Below are 18,735 nucleotides of genomic sequence, written 5' to 3' on the forward strand. Positions count from 1 at the left end.
CCCAAACCGGCCGTTTCAGGCCAACAAAAAGAGGAGGAAGACATGAAAAAGCTTGCTGCCGCACTGCTGACATCCGTGATCGCACTGACCGCGTTCTCGGCCCAGGCTGGCGAAATCGCCGTCATCGTGAAGACCGTCAATTCCACCTTCTGGCAGAATGTCCAGAAGGGTGCCGATGCCGCCATGAAGGCCGGCGGGGGCAGCAACACCATGACCTTCCAGGGACCGGCCGCGGAATCGGCGATCGCCGACCAGGTCAACATGGTCGAGAACGCCGTCAACCGCAAGGTTTCCGGCATCGTGCTGGCGCCGTCCGATCCGGACGCGCTGGTTCCGGCCGTCAAGAAGGCCTGGGAAGCCCGCATCCCGGTCGTCATCGTCGACTCGCTGCTCGCCAAGGGCTCGGAACAATATTACCAGTCGTTCCTGGCGACCGACAACAAGAAGGCCGGCGAGCTTGCCGCCAAGGCGTTGATCGACAAGGTCGGCAAGGAAGGCAAGATCGCCGTGATGTCCTACGTGGCGGGCGCCGGCTCCGAGATCGGCCGCGTCGGCGGCTTCACCGACTATATCAAGGCGAACTCGAAGCTGACCATCGTCGGGCCGTTCTACTCGCAGTCCCAGATGGCGACGGCGCTCAACCAGACGACCGACGTGCTGGCCGCCAATTCCGACCTGAAGGGCATTTTCGGCGCCAACGAGCCGACCGCGATCGGCATGGGCCGGGCGCTGAAGCAGTCCGGCAAGGCCGGCAAGGTGGTCGCGATCGGTTTTGACGGAAACCAGGACCTGCAGGAATTCGTCAAGGACGGCACGCTGTCGGCCATAGCGGTGCAGGGTTCGTTCCAGATGGGCGAACTCGGCGTCAAGACCGTGCTGCAGTCGATCAACAAGGAGAAGGTCGAAAAGTTCGTTGATACCGGTGTCGTCGTCGTCACCAAGGACAATATCGACAAGCCGGAAGCCAAGAACGTTCTCTACTAACCTTACCCCCAACGGGCGCGCATCGCGAATGATGCGCGTCCGTTATCCTGCCCCCAAGGACTTCGGACTATCTCATGAATGTCACCGAGCGCCGCAAGCTACCCCACGCCTCCGTCGAAGTGACCCAGATGGGCCTCGGCTGCGCGCAGATGGGCAGTCTCTACCACAAGACCTCTTACGAGGAATCGGCTGGCGCCTTTGGAGCCGCCTGGGAGGCGGGCATCCGCTATTACGATACGGCCCCCTTCTACGGATACACGCGCTCGGAACGGCGGCTCGGCACGATGCTGACCGACCTGCCCCGCGACGACTACGTGCTCAGCACCAAGGTCGGCCGGGTGATGCAACCGGACGAGACGGTCGGCTCGCAGGAAGATGGGTATGTCGAGCCGTTGCCCTTCCGGCCGGTCTTCGACTACAGCTATGACGGCATCATGTGGTCCTTCGAGGCAAGCCAGCAGCGGCTCGGCATCCTCAAGCCCGATATTCTCTACATCCACGATATCGGCAGCATGACCCATGGCGACAAGCACCAGCATTACTGGTACCAGCTGACAGCCGGCGGCGGTTTTCGCGCGCTGAAGAAGCTGCGTGAGGACGGACTTACCAAGGCGGTCGGCCTCGGCGTCAACGAATGGGAGATCATCCGCGACGCGATGCAGGTCTTCGATATCGACGTCGCCATGCTCGCCGGCCGTTATACGCTGCTCGAACAGCAGAGCCTCGCTTTCATGGACGACTGCGCCAAACAGGGCGTCGGCATCGTGGTGGCCGGCCCGTTCAATTCCGGCCTGCTCGCCGGCAACCGCAAGTTCAACTATACCGACGCGCCGGCCGATATCCTCGCCCGTGTCGACGTGCTGCGCGCTGCCTGTGAGGAAGAGGGCGTCAGCCTGCAGGCAGCGGCTTTGCAATTCCCCCTCGCCCATCCGGCCGTGGTGACCGTGGTTTCCGGCGCACGCACCGCCGAGCAGATCAGATCGAATGTCGACTGGTTCGGCGAAGAGATCCCCGCCTCCTTCTGGTCGCGGCTGAAAACCCGCGGGCTGATCGCCGAGGGTGCGGCGCTGCCGGGCCAGGAAGCCTGAGCTATGAGGATCGATACGCACCAGCATTTCTGGCGGATCGCGGACCGGGTGGGTCAATGGCCGCCGGCCGAATTGCAAGCGATCCACCGGGATTTCCTGCCCGACGATATGCGCCCGCTTCTCGATGCGGCCGGCGTCGACGGCACCGTGCTGGTGCAGACCATGGAAAGTGAGGCGGATACGGCATTCATGCTCGATGTCGCCGACAGGACGCCTTTCATCCTCGGCGTGGTCGGCTGGACGGATATGAAGGCGCTCGACGCGCCGGCAGCCATTGCCCGGCTGGCCCGGCACCCGAAGCTCAAAGGGCTCCGGCCGATGCTGCAGGATATCGCCGACGACCAATGGATCGGCGATCCGGCGCTCGATGCTGCCGTGGCAGCCATGCTCGAACATCATCTGGTCTTCGATGCGCTGGTGCTGCCGCGCCATCTCGAACCGCTGCTCGGTTTCGCCCGGCGACACCCTGATCTGCCGATCGTGATCGACCACGGTGCCAAGCCGCCGATCTCTGAAGGCCGTTTCATCGACTGGTATGCGCGCATGAAAGTGCTCGCCGAACTGCCGAACGTTCATTGCAAGCTTTCCGGCCTGCTGACCGAGGCGGGCGACCAGAAGCCCCAGGCGGTGCGGCCCTATGCCGAAACCATATTCGACCTGTTCGGCCCCGCGCGGGTCATCTGGGGCAGCGATTGGCCGGTGCTGCGGCTTGCAGGAGATTACCAAGCCTGGCTGGACCAGTGCCTCGACATCGTGCCTGCCGACGCTCATGACGAGGTTTTCGGGGGCAATGCCCGGCGTTTCTATCGGCTCGGAGCGTAAGAACATGTTGACGATCATCTGCGATGAACCAGGCAAACTCAGCGCCATCGACCGGCCCAAACCTCTTCGCGGCGAGGGTGAAGTGCTGGTGAAGCTGCGGCGCATCGGCGTCTGCGGCACCGACCTGCACATCTTTACCGGTAACCAGCCCTATCTCTCCTATCCGCGCGTCATGGGCCACGAGCTCGCCGGCACGGTCGAGGAAGCGCCGGCCGACAGTGTGCTCGAGGTCGGCGATACCGTCTCGATCATGCCCTACATTTCCTGCGGCCACTGCCATGCCTGCCTCAAGGGCCGGACCAATTGCTGCCGCAACCTCGGCGTCCTCGGCGTGCATCGCGACGGCGGCATGACTGAATATCTGAGCCTGCCGGAGGAATTCGTGCTGAAGGCCGGCGGCCTTTCGCTCGATCAGGCGGCCATGGTGGAATTTCTGGCGATCGGCGCCCATGCGGTCGCCCGCGCGCGAATCGAGCCGGGGCAGAACATACTGGTCACCGGCGCCGGGCCGATCGGGCTTGCGGTCGCGATCTTCGCGACGCTTGAGGGCGGAGCGGTGACACTTCTCGATGGCCGTCGCGACCGACTGGATTTCGCCCGCCAGCAGCTCGGCATCGCCTCCACGGTTCAACTCGGTCCCGACGACGACGGGCAGCTTTCGGCGCTGACCGGAGGCGACTTCTTCGACGCTGTCTTCGATGCGACCGGCAATCCGAAAGCGATCGAACGCGGGTTCGGTTTCGTCGCCCATGGTGGCACCTACGTGCTCGTTTCGATCGTTTCGAGCGACATCACCTTTTCCGATCCGGAATTCCACAAGCGCGAGACGACGCTGCTCGGCAGCCGCAACGCCACGGTCGTGGATTTCGAGCGAGTGATGCAGGCCATGCGCGAGGGCAGGATCCCCGCAGCCCTGATCACCCATAGAATGATGCTGTCGGAAGTGCCGGAGCGTTTTGCAGGCCTGACCGATCCGGCCGCCGGCGTCGTCAAGGCGCTGGTGGAAATCTAAAGGAGGCGATGATGCAGCGGATGGGCATGGTGATCGGCATCGAGCCGCAGATGATCGCGGAATACAAGCGCCTGCATGCGGCGGTCTGGCCGGAGGTGCTCGCCCTCATCAGCCGCGCCAATATCAGGAACTACACGATCTTCCTGCACGAGCCGGAAAACCTGCTGTTCGGCACCTGGGAATATCACGGCACGGATTTCGAAGGCGACATGGCAAAAATAGCCGCCGATCCGAAAAACCAGGAATGGTGGTCGTTCACCATCCCTTGCCAGAAGCCCCTCGATAGCCGCAAAGAAGGGGAATGGTGGGCGATGATGGAGGAGGTCTTTCATCATGATTGATGGCTGACCGGACAATTCGAGGACAAGACATGACGATCAGGCTTGATGGAAAAACCGCACTCGTGACTGCAGCCGGCCAGGGCATCGGCCGGGCGGCGGCGCTCGCCTTTGCCGAGGCTGGCGCAACGGTCCATGCGACCGATATTAACGAAAGCTTGCTGGCTGCTTTGCCGAAGCTCGACACCCTGAAGACGGCAAGGCTCGACGTGCTTGACAACGCGGCAATCGTGGCCTGCGTCGAGAAGATTGGCACGGTCGATATCCTCTTCAACTGCGCCGGGTTCGTCCATGGCGGCTCGATCCTCGAGATGAAGGACAGTGACTTCGACTTCGCCCTCGACCTCAACGTCAAGGCGATGATCCGCACCATCCGGGCTGTGCTGCCTGGCATGCTGGCCCAAAAGGACGGCGCGATCATCAACATGTCCTCGGTCGCCTCCAGCATCAAGGGCGTGCCCAACCGCTTCGCTTATGGTGTCACCAAGGCGGCGGTGATCGGGCTCACAAAATCCGTCGCCGCCGACTATGTGACCGACGGTATCCGCTGCAACGCCATCTGCCCCGGCACCGTCGAAAGCCCTTCGCTGCAGGACCGCATGCGGGCCCAGGGCAATTACGACGAGGCCCGCGCCGCCTTCATCGCCCGCCAGCCGATGGGCCGGCTCGGCACCCCGGAAGAAATCGCCGAGCTCGCCCTCTACCTCGCCGGCGCCACCTATACGTCAGGCCAGGCTTACGCCATCGACGGCGGCTGGACCATCTGAGGCAATACGAAAAAACCATGACCCGTATCACCGATCTCCGCGTCTTCGATCTCCGTTTTCCCACATCGCAGAGCCTGGACGGCTCCGACGCGATGAACCCGGATCCGGATTATTCGGCGGCCTATGTCATCCTCGATACCGATAGCGGAGATCTTGCCGGCCACGGCCTGACCTTTACGATCGGGCGGGGCAACGACATCTGCTGCATGGCGATCAAGGCGATGCGGCATCTGGTGGTCGGGCAGGAACTCGAAACCTTCGCCGCCGCCCCCGGCAAATTCTGGCGGCACCTGACCAGCGACAGCCAGCTGCGCTGGATCGGCCCGGACAAGGGCGCCATCCACCTCGCCACCGGCGCGGTCGTCAATGCCTTCTGGGATCTGCTCGCCAAACAGCGCGGCAAACCCGTCTGGCAGCTGGTTTCCGAAATGTCGGCGGAAGAGATCGCCGATATCGTCGACTACCGCTACCTGACCGACGTGCTGTCGCGCGAGGACGCACTGGCGATCCTGAAACGGGCTGAGGCGGGCAAGGCCGAGCGCATCGCGGTGCTGAAGCGCGAGGGTTATGCCTGCTACACGACCTCGGCCGGCTGGCTCGGTTATCCGGAAGACAAGCTGCGCCGGCTTTGCCACGAGGCGGTCGATGCGGGCTTCAACCATGTGAAGATGAAGGTCGGCCGCGATCTCGAAGACGATATCCGGCGCCTCGCCATCGCCCGCGAGGTGATCGGCCCCGACCGCTTCCTGATGATCGATGCCAACCAGGTTTGGGAAGTCGGCCAGGCGATCGACTGGGTCAACAAACTCGCCTTCGCAAATCCCTTCTTCATCGAGGAGCCGACCAGCCCGGACGACATTGCCGGGCACCGCAAGATCCGCAATGGCATCCACCCGGTAAAGGTCGCGACCGGCGAGATGTGCCAGAACCGCATCATGTTCAAGCAGTTCATCGCCGAAGGCGCGATCGACATCGTGCAGATCGATTCATGCCGCATGGGCGGGTTGAACGAGGTTCTGGCGGTGCTGCTGGTCGCCGCCAAATATAACCTTCCCGTCTGGCCGCATGCCGGCGGCGTGGGCCTTTGCGAATACGTGCAGCACCTTTCGATGCTCGACTACATCGCCGTATCCGGCACCAAGGAAGGCCGAGTGATCGAATATGTCGACCACCTACACGAGCATTTCGTCGATCCCTGCATCATCGAGAACGCGGCCTACATGCCGCCGTCGCGGCCCGGCTTCTCGATCGAGATGAAACCGCAATCCATCGCCGACTACACGTTCAAGGGTTGATAAAAGAGCACGCCGGCATCAGCCGGCGTTTATTTTTTCAAGCTCTGCATTCACCCGCGCACGCCATGCGCTATTCTCCATGAGAGCCTGGGGGAACAGGCCGGGAATTGCGAAGAAGGGCGCCGACGGATCGCCCGCCGTCATCCTGGCGGCGGCGGCCTTGAGTTCCTCCGCGCGCGGATCGTTGATCTCGGCAGTCTTGCGGGCATAGGCGATCCAGAGAGCCACCACGTAAGCCGCAGACGACGCATCTCCACCATTCGCCAGGGCTTCCATCGCACCTGCAAAAATGCGCTGCGGCAGTTTCTGGGTGCCGTCCATGGCGATCTGCTGCGTCTTGTGGGCGATCGTCGGGTTCTCGAAGCGCTCGATCAGCTGCTCCATATAGTGACCAAGGTCGATGCCCGGCACCGGATCGAGCGTCGTCACCGCCTCCGCCATATGGCGGCGGACCAGCGCCCGGTATTCCGGCACGGCCATGACGTCGCGCACGAACGTGAGATGCTTCAGCTGGCCGAGATAGGCGACCAGCGAGTGGGAGCCGTTGAGCAGCCGCAGCTTCATCTTTTCGTAAGGCTCGACGTCGTCGACGAAAAGCGCGCCGCCGGCTTCCCATTTCGGTCGGTCGGCGAGGAAATGGTCCTCGATCACCCATTGCATGAAGGGCTCGGTGCTCAGCGCCAGCCGGTCTTCGGCGCCGATCAATGTTTCGGCCAGCTCCCGCGTCTCGTCGGTCGCGGCCGGCACGATGCGGTCGACCATGCTGGAGGGAAAGGCGCCCTGGCCGGCGATCCAGTTGGCGAGCGCCGGATCGCGGGCGCCGGCCATCTCGATCACCAGCTTCCGGACGATGCGGCCATTGGTCGGCAGGTTGTCGCAGCAGAGCACCGTAAACGGCGGCAGGCCGGCGGCGTGGCGACGGGAGAGGCCTTCCACCAGATAACCGATCACGCCGGTCGGCGACGTCGGATCGGCCAGATCGGCCTTGATGGACGGATGGTTGCGGTCGAGCCCGCCGGAGACCGGATCGACGCCATAGGCCTTTTCGGTGACCGTGATGGTGACGATCCTGATCGCCGGGTCGGCCAGCAGCGCCAGGATTTCCGCCTGGTTCTCGGTGCCCGAAAGGCCCTTGACCACCGAGCCGACCACCTGCGCGCTGTCGCCGGCGGCGCTGCGTGCCACGACCGAATAGAGCCCGTCCTGCGCGGCGAGATCATGGACGATATCGACAGAACGTAAGCTGATGCCGACGATGCCCCATTCCCCGAACTCCGCCGCCAATGCCGCATCGGTATAGACCGCCTGGTGGGCGCGGTGAAAAGCGCCAAGGCCGATATGCACGATACCGGGCTTCAGTGCGGCCCGATCGTAACCGGGTGCGATGACATGGGGGGCAAGCGGGGTAGAGGCGGAAAGGCGTGGCATTCTGATCATGATGCCCGGAGTTTCGCGGGCATCCTCCCTTATTGACGGAGGCAGTGATAGCCCTGCCCGTGCGCATGGGTCAACGGCATGTTCTCGACATTCCGCCCGCGGAAGCGAAGAACCGTGAACTGGCGAGACTGGGGAAACAAACTGCGGCGCCGCTTTCAAAACCTGCCAAATCTGATAGTCACTATCGCATTGGTTCGAGGGCACCCGGCGGATTTGCCGATCAACCCGGAACCGACCAGATTTTCGGCGCGGGGGCGCTGCGGACAGGGGGCACGCATGCGGTTGATGGCAACTCTTTCGATGGCGCTCGCATTGGCCCTGACTGGGGCTCTCACCGGCTGTTCGCAGGTGGCCGAAAAGGCGGAAAACGCCGCCAACCGCTCCTTCACCAGTTATGCGATGGGCCGTCCCTATGCGGAGGTCGCCAATGTCGGCCAGTCGACGCTGGCGCGGCTTTCCGGCTCCGAGGCAACCTTCGGACCGATGATCGGCGCGACCCAGCTGAAAAACGGGATGACCATCTACCGGCATATCGCGCCGGCCGCCAGAACCGAGTCCGGTTCGAGCTTCGGTGGGCTCGTCGGCCGCTCGACCGTCTCGCAGAACAACCGGCTTTCCTATTTCCTGGTCGGCGCCGACGGCATCGTCAAGGATTGGGCGACCGGTTCGGTGCAGGGCAGCACCAGCGACTGCGTGCAATATATCGGCGGCATCATCAACCGCTGCGCCGACATGCGGCAGGTCGAGGCCTCGCTCACGCTCTACGACACGCGCGTGGCGACCAGGGACGGCCAGCCGGTCTCGGCCTGGGGAGAGCCGGCCGTGCCCTCCGCCCCTCCTGCCACGCCCGCCCCGCATCAATCCGCACCTGCCGCCCGTCCAGCCGCAGCCGCCGTTGCGCGCCCGACCCCCGTCGCGACGCGCTGAGCAATCCGGCTTTCGCAGACGGTCCCCCTTGGCGGGGCCTTTTGCAATATTATCTCCGCTCATGGCATCCGCTGTTTTCAAGCCAGGAGATCCTTCATGACCGCCCCGCATCCCTCGAAGACGCATATCGGCAATCACAAGCTCCATCCCGAGACGCAGATGCTGAACTATGGCTACGACCCGGAGCTTTCCGAAGGCGCCGTGAAGCCGCCGGTCTTCCTCACCTCCACCTTCGTGTTCAAGTCCGCAGAGGAAGGCCGCGACTTCTTCGATTTCGTCTCCGGCCGCAAGGAGCCGCCGGCGGGGACGGGGGCGGGGCTGGTCTATTCGCGCTTCAACCATCCCAATAGCGAGATCGTCGAGGACCGGCTGGCGGTCTACGAGCAGGCGGAGAGCTGCGTGCTGTTTTCCTCCGGTATGTCGGCGATTGCCACGACGCTGATGGCTTTCGTCAGACCTGGCGACTGCGTGCTGCACTCGCAACCGCTCTACGGCGGCACCGAAACGCTGCTCGCCAAAACCTTCCTCAACATGGGCGTTGCGGCTGTCGGCTTTGCGGACGGGGTCAGCGAAGAGCTGGTCACGGCGGCAGCCGGTGAGGCAATGGGCAAGGGCCGCGTCTCGGTGATCCTGATCGAGACGCCCGCCAACCCGACCAACAGCCTGGTGGACGTGGCGATGATCCGCCGGGTAGCGGATGCGATCGGCGCAAAACAGGGCCACACGCCGGTGATCGCCTGCGACAACACGCTGCTCGGCCCGGTCTTCCAGCGGCCGATCGAGCACGGGGCGAATATCTCGCTCTATTCGCTGACCAAATATGTCGGCGGCCATTCCGACCTGATCGCCGGCGCGGCACTCGGCTCCAAGGCGGTGATGAAACAGGTGAAGGCGCTGCGCGGGGCGATCGGCACGCAGCTCGATCCGCATTCCTGCTGGATGCTCGGCCGCAGCCTGGAAACGCTGTCGATCCGCATGGAAAAGGCCAATACCAATGCACTCGCGGTCGCCGATTTCCTGCGCGGCCATCCGAATGTCGAGGCCATCCACTACCTGCCCTATCACGACCCGGCCTCGCCGGTTGGAAAGGTGTTTGCGGCGCAATGCACCGGCGGCGGCTCGACCTTCTCCTTCGACATCAGGGGCGGCCAGCCGGCCTCGTTCCGGTTCCTCAATGCGCTGCAGATCTTCAAGCTGGCGGTCAGCCTCGGGGGAACGGAATCGCTTGCCAGCCACCCGGCGACCATGACCCATTCCGGTGTGCCGGCCGAGGTGCGCCAGCGGATCGGCGTGCTCGACTCGACGATCCGGCTGTCGATCGGCATCGAACACCCCGACGACCTGATCGCCGACCTGACGATCGCGCTCGACCAGGCGTGAGCGGGCCAACCGCTCCTGGAACCGGCCGCTATCGGCGCCGTCATTCGTCCTCCTCCCCGGTTTGCCGGCGGCCGTCGTATTTGGGTTGCTCGTCTCCCTCGGGAAAAAGCCGGCAGATCCCGTCATAATAGATTTTCGCACGACGAGGTTCTTCACCCCGCGCGCAGGGCGGATAGGCCGCATTGTAGCCGGCCTTGTATTGCGCCTCGGAGAGAAACCCGACGCAGCGTCTGGCGCGGCGGCATTTGCCGAGCGTACAGTCCTTCCAGAAGCCGACATGGGTGGCGCCGAGCTGCGAGAGCCTCTGGCGCGTCTCCTGCTGCTTCCGCTCCGGCAGCCGCCGAAACTCGCCCCAGGTCATTCCGAAGTAATGGGGTTCGGCATCTTCCTCTTCCTGCCTGCGCTTCCATTCCGCCTCGCTCAAGGCCATCGCTCGCCCTCCTTGTCCGGGCATGGTTCTTCGTTCACGCGGCCGGCCCGGCCCGTGTCGTTTGCTGGTTTGGAGAGCCCACACGAATGCGGAACCTCATTTGATTTTGTAATGGTGGCTCCGCATTCGCGTGGCCTTCGGCGTCTTTTCGAGGCTTCCGGCCCCTACAGGTGATCACCTCGCCCCACTGCGTGGCTGTGTTCCCGCCCGTCCTTTCGAGACAGGCTTGCCACTTGCACGGCTAATCCGAACCCGGCCTGGCGGCCAGGGGGAGACTTGATAGGCGGCTTCATCCGAAGACATCGCCGCCATGGCTTTCACCTCCCTCACCTTCCCCGCACGTTACGGTTCCAATGAGGGCGCCGGCCTCCGCCTGCCCGCGAACGTCTCGCGAAACACTCCGGCGACGGAAGCGAGCGGATTATAGGCACAGGTGGCGAGGGCGGGGACGACGGAGGGGCTAAGCCATTGAGACAATTGGAGCGACCCGGCAAAACTTGAGCGGGTTCCGGCGCCTGGGCCGGATCAGTTGTAGCCGAGCGACTTCAACGTCATGTCCATCCAGAAGAAACCGCCAAGCCCAGCCGCGGCTGTGATCGCAAACAATATCCATCCGGCCGTCGTCAATGTGCTGCGCTCGGCATCGCGATAGGGGTAGCGGTTGCCGGTGACGAGAAAATAGAGACCGAAAACCACGCATACGGCCAGCAGAACGACGATGCGCGGCATCCATGCGACGGTGTCGGCACCCAATTGCGCCTGATGGAGCGGCTGCCATATGGCGGACCACCCCACGACCGCCCCGACCAGCAGCACCAGCAAGCCACCCAGACGGTATTTCATCTCTGCAAACATTACCCCTCCTGCAACCTGAACTTGATGAATGCGGGCAACATAGAGGGTAAATCGGTGTTCGGGAAGCGGCGGGAGGCTAGGTGAGAGGCAAAATCGCGGGGGTTGGGTTGGGCAGCCCGAGGGGTGTCAGGGCTGGCGGAACGGGGGAGCGCGGGCAGGTGTTCTCGCAGAACGAAGGATGGATTCTCGGGTTATGCCCGAGGAAGACGACGTTAAAGGTGGTGCCACGGATTCGACACAACACCAGTCGGGGGGTTCTCGGCGTAACGTCGGACGCCTCTGTTCCCCCTCTCGGTCGTCATCCTCGGGCTCGACCCGAGGATCTACCCCTCCCCACAAATGCCCGGATTGACGGCACCACACAACCATTCCATCATGCTCGCATGGCGGGATATGTCTACATCGTCACCAACGAGAAGCACGGGACGCTCTATATCGGCGTGACCTCCGATCTCGCCAATCGCATCTATGAGCACCGCGAGGAACATCACCCCGGCTTCACCTCGAAATACGGCTGCAAGCGGCTGGTCTGGTACGAAGCCCACGACAACATCGTCAGCGCCATTCAGCGGGAGAGGTCGCTCAAGCGCTGGTATCGGCGGTGGAAGATCGACCTAATCGAGAGGGTGAACCCGGAATGGCGGGATTTGTATGCGGAGTTGGGAGGATGGTAAGGTCGCGGGTGGGATGTGGATCCTCGGGTCAAGCCCGAGGATGACGACCGAGAGGGTAGAGTTGGAGTGCTCAAGAAAAAGATGAGAGAGTATTACCGTGCTGTTTCGCGCCCCGGCACGACCTTCAACGTCGTCATCCTCGGGCTTGACCCGAGGATCCACGCTCACAAACGGAGGGATTGACGAGACTCCCCCACGACGCCATCGTCAGCGCCAGAAGTCGCTCAAGCGATGGTACCGGCAGTAGAAGATCGAGCTGTTCGATAATATAAATCCGGAATGGTGGGATTTCTAATATGAGATTTGGTGAAATCAGATATCGGCTTGCCTTCAATTACCGCTAAAAGCTACGAAAGCGCAGGCATGACGAATAGCAAAACCCGATGGCTAAACATTGATGAGCAAACTGATGTACTGACATCTCTGCTCGGGTGCTCATTTATGATTGCTCAAGTCGATCAGCAACCGGCCTTTTGGAAGCACCTAATTGTGACAATGCACAGCGCCCTTCAAGGGGCCATGGTTTGCCATTTATCAGGTACGGCGCAGCTTGGAGCACTTAGCGAAAAATCCATTAAGAAAACACTTGAGTGGCATGAGCGTGATCGACGCCGGAAAACCGAAGGTGGAAAACCAAAAGAAGATAGTCCAAGAGACCCATACCCCGCTGCACGCCTCGCAGAAGCGCCGGTCCTTTTTGAACGCTTATGGCAAGAAGAAAAGCAGGTAGAGGGGCTTGGATCAGTCCTTGAGCTTAGCGAGGAGCAAAAAACTTCCTTTGCGAAATTGCATGAACTAAGAAATGACTTTTCACATTTCACCCCAAAGGGATGGTCGATTGAGTTGAACGGGCTTCCGCGAATCTGCCTCAATATCCTTAATATTATCAAATTGATACAGAAACATGGCTGGGCATTTCGGCACTTGGATGACCCAAGCCGTAACCAGATGCTGACAAGCATTGATGAGATCGAAGACAACCTGAGCCGACTTGCTAATTGTTAAATCGGCTACGTGGGCAAAATCGCATTGCCCGCGTGCCGACCAATATCACCAGGAAGCCAGCCTAAGCCGCCTTCCCCACCGTCCCATACGGATCAAACCGCCCGTAAAACGTCTCGCCCTTCGCCGCCATGTCCTTCAAGAGCGGAGTCGGCTTGAAATGCGGGCCGTAGGCCGCGGCTAACCTTTCGCACAGGTCCACGAACGTCTTCACGCCCATGCCGTCGATGTAGGAGAGCGTGCCGCCGGTATAGGGGGCGAAGCCGAAGCCGAGGATGGAGCCGACGTCGGCCTCGCGCGGATCGGTGACGATGCCTTCCTCGACCGTGCGGGCGGCTTCCAGCGCGATCGTCACCAGCAGGCGCTGTTTCAGGACGTTGACATCCACCTCGTCGGCCCGTTTCTGCGGATAGAGGGTCTTCAGCTCGGGCCAGAGGAATTTCTTGGCGGGCTTCGCCGGATATTCGTAAAAACCCTTCAAATTCTTGCGGCCGCGGCGGTCGAAGACGTCGACCAGCTGGTCGACCAGCGCCATGTGTTCCGCCTTGACGGCATTGGGGCCGAGATCGGCGATCGAGGCCTTCATGATCTTCTGGGACAGATCGACGGCGACCTCGTCGTTGAGCGACAGCGGGCCGACCGGCATGCCGGCCATCTTGGCGGCATTCTCGATCATGACAGCCGGCACGCCTTCGATCAGCATGTCATAGGCTTCGTTGATATAACGGAAGACGCAGCGGTTGACATAAAAACCGCGGGTATCGTTGACGACGATCGGGGTCTTCTTGATCGCGGCGACGAAATCGAGCGCCACGGCGAGCGCCTTGTCTCCCGATTTTTCGCCGAGGATGACCTCGGTCAGCATCATCTTTTCGACCGGCGAGAAGAAATGCACGCCGATGAACTGGTCGGCGCGCTTCGAATTCTCGGCAAGGCCGGTGATCGGCAGGGTCGAGGTGTTGGAGGCGAAGATGGTGGTTTCCGGGATGACCGCTTCGACGGCCTGGATGACCGCCTTCTTCACCGCGCGATCCTCGAACACCGCTTCGACGACCAGGCTTGCATCGGACAGCGCCTGGTAATCCGGGGTGGGGGTGATCAGCGAGAGCAGCTTTTCGCCCTCTTCCTTGGTCATCCGACCCTTGCCGACCTGATCGGCCACCAGCTTTTCGGAATGGGCCTTACCCTTGTTCGCGGCTTCCTGGTCGCGGTCGATGAGGGTGACGGGAATGCCGGCGGAGGCCGTCACATAGGCGATCGAGGCGCCCATGAAGCCGGCGCCGACGACGCCGACCTTGGAGAATTCCGTCTTCGGGATACCGGCCGGGCGGCGGGCGCCCTTGCCGAGTTCCTGCATCGAGACGAACAGCGAGCGGATCATCGAAAACGCTTCGGTGGTGCGCAGGATCTCGGTGAAATACCGCTGTTCGACCTTGAGGCCCGTATCGAAGGGAAGCTGCAGGCCTTCATAGACGCATTTGAGGATGGCGAGCGCGCCCGGATAGTTGCCGGCGCTTTCGCGGCGCAGGATGGCGGGGGCGGCCGGCCAGAGCTGGGCTGCAGCCGGCGTCCAGATGCCGCCGCCGGGGACCTTGAAACCCTTCTCGTCCCAGGGGGCGACGGGCTTGAGGCCGTCCTTGATCATCTGCTTGGCGGCGTTGATCAGCTCGGCGGGCTCGACGACCTGGTGCACGAGGCCCATGGCCTTGGCGCGCTGGGCGGTCAGCGACGAGCCGGTCGTCATCATCTGCAGGGCATCCTGGGCGTTGGCCAGCCGCGGCACGCGCTGGGTGCCGCCGGCGCCCGGGAAGATGCCGACCTTGACTTCCGGCAGGGCGATCTTGACCGACTTGGAATTGGCGGCGACGCGGCCGTGGCAGGCGAGCGACAGCTCGAACGCGCCGCCCATGCAGGTGCCGTTGATCGCCGAAACCCAGGGCTTGCCGTTCAACTCGACCTTGCGCCACAGCCAGGACATGCGGCCGGCGGCATCGAAGAGTTTCTGGGCGGCGGTGGCCGGGTCCTTCGCCTGCTCTTCGGTGAGCATCGAGAACATCGACTTGATCATGGTGAGATCGGCGCCGCCGGAGAAGGACGATTTTCCCGAGGTGAAGACGACGCCCTTGACCGCCGCATCTGCAACGGTCGCATCGACGATCGCCTCGATCTCGTCCATCACCTCCATGGTGAAGACGTTCATGGACTTGTCGGGCATGTCCCAGGTGACGAGAGCAATGCCGTCCGCGTCGGTTTCGACGGTGAAGTTCTTGTAGGTGCTCATGATGGGATTTCCTCTTCCCTTGAATTCGTTTTGTGCCGGTAGTCCGGGCTACTCTCTCGCTTCCGTCATGGTCGGGCTTGACCCGACCATCCACCGCTCCGGGCGTGGATCCTCGGGTCAAGCCCGAGGATGACGGAGCGGGAGAGGGCCTGCCCGCCTAGCCAGCAGCCTCAGACCCGTTCGATGATCGTCGCAGTACCCATGCCGGCGCCGATGCAGAGGGTGACCAGCGCGGTGTTGAGATCGCGGCGTTCGAGCTCGTCCAGCACAGTGCCCAAAATCATCGCGCCGGTGGCGCCGAGTGGGTGGCCCATGGCGATCGCGCCGCCATTGACGTTGATCTTGTCATGGCTGATGTCGAAAGCCTGCATGTAGCGCAGAACCACGGCGGCGAAGGCTTCGTTGAGCTCGAAGAGGTCGATGTCGGAAATCTTCATGCCGGAGCGGGCGAGTAGCTTTTCGGTGACGTCGACCGGACCGGTCAGCATCAGCGCGGGGTCGGAGCCGATATTGGCAAACGCCCTGATGCGGGCGCGGGGTTTCAGGTTCATGGCTTCACCGCCCGCCCTGGAGCCGATCAGCACGGCCGCGGCGCCGTCGACGATGCCCGACGAATTGCCGGCATGGTGGACGTAATTGATGCGCTCGATTTCCGGATGGGCCTGGATGCCGACAGCTTCGAAACCGCCCATCTCGCCCGGCATCTGGAAGGACGGGTTGAGGGACGCGAGCGACTGCATGTCGGTGGTCGGGCGCATGTGCTCGTCGCGGTCGAGGATGGTGAGGCCGTTCTGGTCCTTGACCGGGATGACGGAGTTCTTGAAGTAGCCGGCGTCCCAGGCCTTGCCCGCGCGCCTCTGGCTCTCGACGGCGTAGGCGTCGACGTCGTCGCGGGTAAAACCGTATTTGGTGGCGATCAGGTCTGCCGAGACGCCCTGCGGCATGAAATAGGCCGGGAAGTTGACGGACGGGTCCATGTACCAGGCGCCGCCGGACATGCCCATGCCGACGCGCGACATGCTCTCCACGCCGCCGGCGATGACGATGTCGTCGGAACCGGCCGCAACCTTGCCGGCCGCGAAGTTGACGGCGTCGAGGCCGGAGGCGCAGAAGCGGGAGATCTGCATGCCCGGGGCCTTGGTCGAATAGCCGGCCTCGAAGGCGGCGGCCTTGGGGATGACGGCGCCGGCATCCATAACCGGATCGACGCAGCCCATGATGATGTCGTCGACCCTGGACGTATCGAGGCCGTTGCGGTCGCGGATCGCCTCGAGCGTCTTGGCGGCGAGCCGGACGGACGGTACCTCGTGCAGCGCCCCATCCTTCTTGCCGCGGCCGCGCGGCGTGCGGACGTGGTCGTAAATGAAGACTTCGGTCATGGTGTCATCTCCCTGGGTGGCAATTTATATTGCCTCAAATCTCGGTACGGGAGAGAAGACCCCTCCCCAGCCCTCCCCGCAAGGGGGAGGCAGCGCGTCGGCGCAAAATCAGAACGCGTCGGCGGCCAGTTCCATCACGCTGTCGGCGCCGGCTTCGATGCGGACCTTCCGCATCGCGGTTTCCGGCATGATCTTTTCCATGAAGAATTTCGCCGTGACCAGCTTGTTCTTCAGGTAGTCGGCGCGGGCGTCACCGGCGGCAAGGCGGTCTTGCGCTGCCTTGGCGATCTTGGCCCACATGTAGCCGAGCGTCACCAGGCCGAAGAGGTGCATGTAGTCGGTCGAGCCGGCGCCGGCATTGTCGGGCTTGGCCATGGCGTTCTGCATGAACCACATGGTGGAGGCCTGCAGATCGTTCAAGCCCTTCTTGAGGCCCTTGGTGAAGGGCGCCATATTCTCGTCGGCGCGGTTCTCCTCGCAAAAATCGCCGATCTCCTTGAACATGGCCATGACGGCGCGGCCGCCATTCAGCGCCAGCTTGCGACCAACGAGGTCGAGCGCCTGGATGCCGTTGGCGCCTTCGTAGATCATGGTGATGCGGGCATCGCGGACATACTGGCTCATGCCGTGTTCCTCGATATAGCCGTGGCCGCCGAACACCTGCTGGGCCATCACCGCATGTTCGAAACCCTTGTCGGTCATGACGCCCTTGAGGATCGGCGTCGCGAGGCCGAGAAGATCGTCGGCGTTCTGGCGCTCGGCCGCATCCGGCGAGCGATGGGCGATGTCGGATTTCAGCGCGGTCCACAGCAGGAATGCGCGGCCGGCCTCGTTGAAGGCGCGGATGGTCATCAGCGAACGGCGGATATCGGGATGGACGATGATCGGATCGGCCTTTTTGTCCGGCGCCTTGGGGCCGGAGAGCGAACGGCCCTGGATGCGCTCGCGGGCATACATGACAGCGTTCTGGTAGGCCGTCTCGGCGATCGACAGGCCCTGCAGGCCAACGCCGAGGCGGGCCTCGTTCATCATCACGAACATGGCGGCGAGGCCCTTGTTCTCGGGCCCGATCAGGTAACCGGTCGCCTCGTCATAGTTCATGACGCAGGTAGCATTGCCGTGGATGCCCATCTTGTGTTCGATCGCGCCGCAGGTCACGCCGTTGCGCTTGCCGAGCGATCCATCCTTGTTGACCATGAACTTCGGCACGATGAAGAGCGAAATACCCTTGGTGCCCTCCGGCGCGCCTTCGATCCGGGCAAGCACCAGGTGGACTATATTGTCGGTCATGCCGTGTTCGCCGGCGGAGATGAAGATCTTCTGGCCGGAGATCTTGTAGGAACCATCAGCCTGCGGCACCGCCTTCGAACGCAGCAGGCCGAGATCCGTGCCGCAATGGGGTTCGGTGAGGTTCATGGTGCCCGACCAGGTGCCGGCGACCATGTTCGGCAGATAGGTCTTCTTCTGCTCGTCGGAACCGTGCACGAGGATTGCCGCGATCGCGCCCTGGGTCAGGCCCGGATACATCATCAGCGACATGTTGGCCGACGACATGTATTCGCCGACGGCGGCATGCAGCGTGTAGGGCAGGCCCTGGCCCCCGAACTCTTCCGGCACGGCAAGGCCGATCCAGCCGGCCTGGCAATACTGGTCATAGGCCTGCTTGAAACCCTTCGGCACGGATACCGTGCCGTCGTCGTGACGGGTGCAACCTTCCTGGTCGCCGGAAAGATTGAGCGGAAAGAGAACGTCCTCGGCCACCTTGGCGGCTTCCCCGATGATGGCTTCCAGCATATCCGGAGTGGCATCGGCAAAGCCCGGCAGGTTGCCGTAGCGCTCGATGCCGAGCACGTCGTTGAGAATGAAAAGCGTGTCGTTTACCGGGGCCTTGTACACTGGCATGGTCGAGCTTCCTCCAAATCCTCGTCTCGGGATCCCGGGCCAGGGCCTTCGGCTCACGGCAAGATCCGCATTCTTTCTACAAGGAATAATTGACGTTCGCGTAAACGTCAATTCCGCGCGTCAGGAACTTTAACGATCTCCACCATCGCCATTCCTCCGTCC

17 protein-coding genes are annotated in these 18,735 nt (G+C 62.7%); 11 read left to right on the forward strand and 6 right to left on the reverse strand.

Annotated features, from left to right (window positions below):
- Positions 1-42: 42 nt before the first annotated feature.
- From J2857_RS23565 to J2857_RS23595, 7 genes are all read left to right on the forward strand, one after another.
- The gene (locus tag J2857_RS23565; RefSeq protein WP_046600539.1) at positions 43-984 is read left to right on the forward strand and encodes an ABC transporter substrate-binding protein; all 942 of its coding nucleotides are present in this window, start codon (positions 43-45) and stop codon (positions 982-984) included.
- 74 nt (positions 985-1,058) lie between these two features.
- Positions 1,059-2,072 carry an aldo/keto reductase gene (locus tag J2857_RS23570; protein WP_210012543.1) on the forward strand — a complete coding sequence of 338 codons (1,014 nt, stop codon included), beginning with the start codon at positions 1,059-1,061 and terminating at the stop codon, positions 2,070-2,072.
- A 3-nt stretch (positions 2,073-2,075) separates the two neighbouring features.
- Complete coding sequence (locus J2857_RS23575) at positions 2,076-2,894, forward strand: amidohydrolase family protein (RefSeq protein ID WP_210012544.1); 819 nt, start codon at positions 2,076-2,078, stop codon at positions 2,892-2,894.
- A gap of 4 nt (positions 2,895-2,898) precedes the next feature.
- Entirely contained in the window at positions 2,899-3,906 is a 1,008-nt protein-coding gene (locus tag J2857_RS23580) for a zinc-binding alcohol dehydrogenase family protein (protein ID WP_210012545.1), read from the forward strand.
- A gap of 11 nt (positions 3,907-3,917) precedes the next feature.
- On the forward strand, positions 3,918-4,247 hold the full coding sequence (locus tag J2857_RS23585) for an L-rhamnose mutarotase (protein WP_210013024.1): 330 nt from the start codon (positions 3,918-3,920) through the stop codon (positions 4,245-4,247).
- Positions 4,248-4,276: 29 nt separating this feature from the next.
- Positions 4,277-5,011: an SDR family oxidoreductase gene (locus J2857_RS23590; protein WP_210012546.1), complete on the forward strand. Its 735-nt coding sequence runs from the start codon at positions 4,277-4,279 to the stop codon at positions 5,009-5,011.
- A gap of 17 nt (positions 5,012-5,028) precedes the next feature.
- Positions 5,029-6,306 carry an L-fuconate dehydratase gene (locus tag J2857_RS23595; protein ID WP_210012547.1) on the forward strand — a complete coding sequence of 426 codons (1,278 nt, stop codon included), beginning with the start codon at positions 5,029-5,031 and terminating at the stop codon, positions 6,304-6,306.
- 18 nt (positions 6,307-6,324) lie between these two features.
- Here J2857_RS23595 and J2857_RS23600 read toward each other — a convergent pair whose 3' ends face one another.
- Positions 6,325-7,743, reverse strand: coding sequence for a mannitol dehydrogenase family protein (locus tag J2857_RS23600; protein ID WP_245363771.1), 1,419 nt, complete (start codon positions 7,741-7,743; stop codon positions 6,325-6,327).
- A 276-nt stretch (positions 7,744-8,019) separates the two neighbouring features.
- Between J2857_RS23600 and J2857_RS23605 the strand changes: the two genes are divergently transcribed.
- Together J2857_RS23605 and J2857_RS23610 are read left to right on the forward strand one after the other, a co-directional pair.
- Positions 8,020-8,670, forward strand: a complete 651-nt coding sequence (locus tag J2857_RS23605; RefSeq protein WP_245363773.1) for a hypothetical protein — start codon at positions 8,020-8,022, stop codon at positions 8,668-8,670.
- Positions 8,671-8,766: 96 nt separating this feature from the next.
- Positions 8,767-10,050, forward strand: coding sequence for a cystathionine gamma-synthase family protein (locus J2857_RS23610; RefSeq protein WP_210012548.1), 1,284 nt, complete (start codon positions 8,767-8,769; stop codon positions 10,048-10,050).
- 40 nt (positions 10,051-10,090) lie between these two features.
- On the opposite strand, the gene J2857_RS23615 is transcribed toward J2857_RS23610, so the two are convergent.
- Together J2857_RS23615 and J2857_RS23620 are read right to left on the reverse strand one after the other, a co-directional pair.
- Positions 10,091-10,480: a hypothetical protein gene (locus J2857_RS23615; protein WP_210012549.1), complete on the reverse strand. Its 390-nt coding sequence runs from the start codon at positions 10,478-10,480 to the stop codon at positions 10,091-10,093.
- Between the two features lie 525 nt (positions 10,481-11,005).
- Positions 11,006-11,335, reverse strand: a complete 330-nt coding sequence (locus J2857_RS23620; protein ID WP_210012550.1) for a hypothetical protein — start codon at positions 11,333-11,335, stop codon at positions 11,006-11,008.
- A gap of 383 nt (positions 11,336-11,718) precedes the next feature.
- Here J2857_RS23620 and J2857_RS23625 point away from each other — a divergent pair, with 383 nt between their 5' ends.
- Both J2857_RS23625 and J2857_RS23630 read left to right on the forward strand, forming a co-directional pair.
- Positions 11,719-12,009, forward strand: coding sequence for a GIY-YIG nuclease family protein (locus tag J2857_RS23625; protein WP_210012551.1), 291 nt, complete (start codon positions 11,719-11,721; stop codon positions 12,007-12,009).
- Positions 12,010-12,315: 306 nt separating this feature from the next.
- The gene (locus tag J2857_RS23630; protein ID WP_210012552.1) at positions 12,316-13,014 is read left to right on the forward strand and encodes a hypothetical protein; all 699 of its coding nucleotides are present in this window, start codon (positions 12,316-12,318) and stop codon (positions 13,012-13,014) included.
- A 61-nt stretch (positions 13,015-13,075) separates the two neighbouring features.
- Here J2857_RS23630 and J2857_RS23635 read toward each other — a convergent pair whose 3' ends face one another.
- From J2857_RS23635 to J2857_RS23645, 3 genes are all read right to left on the reverse strand, one after another.
- Complete coding sequence (locus J2857_RS23635) at positions 13,076-15,292, reverse strand: FAD-dependent oxidoreductase (protein ID WP_210012553.1); 2,217 nt, start codon at positions 15,290-15,292, stop codon at positions 13,076-13,078.
- 170 nt (positions 15,293-15,462) lie between these two features.
- On the reverse strand, positions 15,463-16,671 hold the full coding sequence (locus tag J2857_RS23640) for an acetyl-CoA C-acetyltransferase (protein ID WP_210012554.1): 1,209 nt from the start codon (positions 16,669-16,671) through the stop codon (positions 15,463-15,465).
- Positions 16,672-16,779: 108 nt separating this feature from the next.
- A complete protein-coding gene (locus J2857_RS23645; protein ID WP_210012555.1) occupies positions 16,780-18,573 on the reverse strand; it encodes an acyl-CoA dehydrogenase C-terminal domain-containing protein in 1,794 nt (597 codons plus the stop codon).
- Between the last annotated feature and the right edge of the window lie 162 nt (positions 18,574-18,735).

The organism is Neorhizobium galegae (assembly GCF_017877055.1).
Classification (GTDB): domain Bacteria; phylum Pseudomonadota; class Alphaproteobacteria; order Rhizobiales; family Rhizobiaceae; genus Neorhizobium; species Neorhizobium galegae_D.